Here is a 2863-nt window from a genome sequence, read left to right on the forward strand (position 1 = left end):
GCCCGCGGTGGGACGGCCCGCCTCAGGTCGCCGGGCCCGCCGGAGCGCCGGGCTCCGGCTCGGGCTCCTCCGGGCTGGCGCGGAGCTTCAGGATCGCCGCGATCAGACCGCCCCACACGACGGCGATGGAGATGATCATCATCACGATGGCGCCGGTGGACATCAGCGGTTCCTCTCGTCAGGGGCGGCCGGGGGCTCCGAGTCCGTGACCACCGGGACGCCTTCGTCCGGTGGCAGGTCGCTGGCCCGGCGCCAGGGGATCAGCGCGAGCAGCACGGCGATCACGAGGGCGCCGATGGCCGCGCCCCAGCCCACGGCGAGCAGGAACCCGGTGGGGTAGCCCTCGTAGTTCTCGGACAGTTCCTGGCGCAGCGCGTCCACCAGCATCCAGCCGAGCACGACCGGGGTGATCACTCCGAGGCAGATGCGCCACCAGCGGCCCAGCCGGACGGCGGAGGTGTCGTCGGCGTCCTTCTGGAGGATCGGCAGGCGGCGCAGCACCCAGGCGATGGTGATCACGCTGACCAGGGCGGCGAGCGCGATGCCGTACTGGTTGATGAAGTGGTCGGAGGCGTCCAGCAGGTAGAGGCCGCCGTCGGTCGGGAACAGCGCGAGGGAGACCACGGCGACGGCGCCTCCGCAGACCAGCACCGCCGGGACGCGTGCCATGCCGGTGCGGTCCTGCACCGCGGAGACGACCACCTGCACGATGCTGATCAGCGAGGAGAGTCCCGCGATCACCAGCGAGCCGAAGAACAGCACACCGAACAGCGCGCCCAGCGGCATGTTGGAGATGATCGTCGGGAAGGCCACGAACGCCAGCCCCAGACCGCCCTGCACGTCGCCGATCTCGCCGCCGGTGCTGGCGGCGAGAAAGCCGAGGGTCGCGAAGACGCCGATACCGGCGAGGATCTCGAAGGAGCTGTTGGCGAACCCGGCCACCAGCGCGGAGCCGGTGAGGTCGGCGCGCCGGCGCAGGTACGAGGCGTAGGTGATCATGATGCCGAAGCCGATGGACAGCGAGAAGAAGATCTGCCCGTAGGCCGCGACCCACACACTGCCGTCGGTCAGCGCGCCCCAGTCCGGTGAGAAGAAGGCGTCCAGGCCGGTGGCCGCGCCCTCCAGCGTGACCGCCCGGACCACCAGGGCCACGAAGAAGACGACCAGCAGCGGAATGAAGATCTTGTTGGCCGCCTCGATGCCGCGCCGGACGCCGAAGGCCAGGATGACCAGGACGGCGACCCACACGAACAGCAGCGGCCAGAAGACACCGCCGACGTAGGTGGAGACGGTGCCCGGCTCCTCCGCGACGGCGAGGAAGTCGCCGAACAGGAAGGTCTCGGGGTCACCGCCCCACTGCTGGCCGACGGAGAAGCCGACGTAGCGCACGGCCCAGGCGAGGATCACGGCGTAGTAGGTGGCGATGACGAAGCAGATCGCCACCTGCCACCAGCCGATGAACTGCGCGGGTTTGGCCAGCTGCCGGTAGGCGGCCGGAGGTGACTGGCGGTAGCGGCGGCCGATCGTGTACTCGAGGATCAGCAGCGGCAGACCGGCGGTGAGGAGGGCGATGAGGTAGGGCAGCAGAAACGCTCCGCCACCGTTGCGGTAGGCCTCGGCAGGGAATCGCCAGATGTTGCCCAGCCCGATCGCGGAACCGATCGCGGCCAGCAGGAAACCCGCCCGAGTGCCCCACTGCTCGCGGGGATTAGTGGCCATAGCTCAAATCCTTGGTGACTGGATAGGTGACTGAACGTTAGCAGCGGGAGCTGTTTCCGACACCTCGTCAGCGCTCGTGTCCGACGGTTGGCACAGCCGGAACGCCCCGGTCACCTCTCTGCCCCGTCGGGGGGACACAATGCAGCCATGCGCGCTGCCCGGCTGATCAGGATGGTGCTGCTGCTGCAGCACCGGCGGACGATGACCGCCGCCGAAATCGCCGCGGAGCTGTCGGTGTCGGAACGTACTGTCACCCGGGACGTGGCGGCACTGTCCGAAGCCGGGGTCCCGGTCTACGCCGAGCGGGGAAGGGCAGGAGGATACCGCCTGGTGGGGGGCTATCGGACGGGGCTCACCGGCATCGCCAAGGGAGAGGCGGAGGCGCTGTTCCTGTCCGGGGTGCCGAGCGCGCTCCAGGACCTCGGGCTGGCGGACGCCGCGTCGGCGGCCCGGCTGAAGGTGTCCGCCGCGCTCACCCCCGAGCTGCGCGACGCGCCGCAGGCGGTGGCCCAGCGCTTCCACCTGGACGCCCCCGGCTGGTGGCAGGAGCCGAAGGCGCCGCCGTTCCTCCCGCCGCTCGCCGAAGCCGTCTGGGACGACCGCCCGGTGACGGTACGTTACCGGCGCCGGCAGGGCGAAGTGACCAGGGAGCTGCACCCCTACGGCCTCGTACTCAAGGCGGGCGTCTGGTATCTGGCCGCCGCGGCCGAGGGCGGCTTCCGCGTCTACCGGGTGGACCGCTTTCTCGCGGTGGCCGCCGGGCAGGGCCGCTTCGCCCGGGACGAGCAGTTCGACCTGGCGGCCTTCTGGGCCGAACGGGCGGCCTCGTTCGCCCGTTCCGTGCTCCGTGAGGCGGTGGAGTTGCGGCTCTCCCCCGCCGGGGCGCGGCACCTGCGGTATGTGCACGGCGACCGGGCCGCCGCCGACGAGGCCGTGGCGGGCGGCACCCTGGACGAGTCCGGCTGGCTGACCGTCACCCTGCGGGTGGAGTCGCAGGACATCGCCTTCGGCCAGTTGCTCGCCCTCGGCCCGGAGGCGGAGGTGCGTGCGCCGGCCGCGTTGCGCGAACGGTTCGCCCGGGCGGCCGCCCGTATGACGGAGCTCTACCGGCGGCCCTGATCCGCGCCGGACCCGCCCGCCGGGG

At 71.5% G+C, this 2863-nt stretch carries 3 protein-coding genes; 1 reads left to right on the top strand and 2 read right to left on the bottom strand.

Going from position 1 to position 2863, the window contains the following annotated elements; translation table 11 throughout:
- Window positions 1–22 precede the first annotated feature (22 nt).
- On the bottom strand, window positions 23–163 hold the full coding sequence (locus ACYVE9_RS21500) for a methionine/alanine import family NSS transporter small subunit (RefSeq protein WP_461029531.1): 141 nt from the start codon (window positions 161–163) through the stop codon (window positions 23–25).
- A complete protein-coding gene (locus ACYVE9_RS21505; protein WP_461029532.1) occupies window positions 163–1719 on the bottom strand; it encodes a sodium-dependent transporter in 1557 nt (518 codons plus the stop codon). The genes ACYVE9_RS21500 and ACYVE9_RS21505 overlap by 1 nt, the downstream gene beginning before the upstream one ends.
- Before the next feature lie 147 nt (window positions 1720–1866).
- Here ACYVE9_RS21505 and ACYVE9_RS21510 point away from each other — a divergent pair, with 147 nt between their 5' ends.
- On the top strand, window positions 1867–2838 hold the full coding sequence (locus ACYVE9_RS21510) for a helix-turn-helix transcriptional regulator (RefSeq protein ID WP_461029533.1): 972 nt from the start codon (window positions 1867–1869) through the stop codon (window positions 2836–2838).
- The last annotated feature ends 25 nt before the right edge of the window (window positions 2839–2863 follow it).

It is taken from the genome of Streptomyces sparsus, assembly GCF_054776295.1.

Excerpts from the sequence above, each read along its gene's own strand:
- ACYVE9_RS21510 (WP_461029533.1), top strand. The coding sequence starts at position 1,867 with ATGCGCGCTGCCCGGCTGATCAGGATGGTGCTGCTGCTGCAGCACCGG.
- ACYVE9_RS21505 (WP_461029532.1), bottom strand. The coding sequence starts at position 1,719 with ATGGCCACTAATCCCCGCGAGCAGTGGGGCACTCGGGCGGGTTTCCTG.
- ACYVE9_RS21500 (WP_461029531.1), bottom strand. The coding sequence starts at position 163 with ATGTCCACCGGCGCCATCGTGATGATGATCATCTCCATCGCCGTCGTG.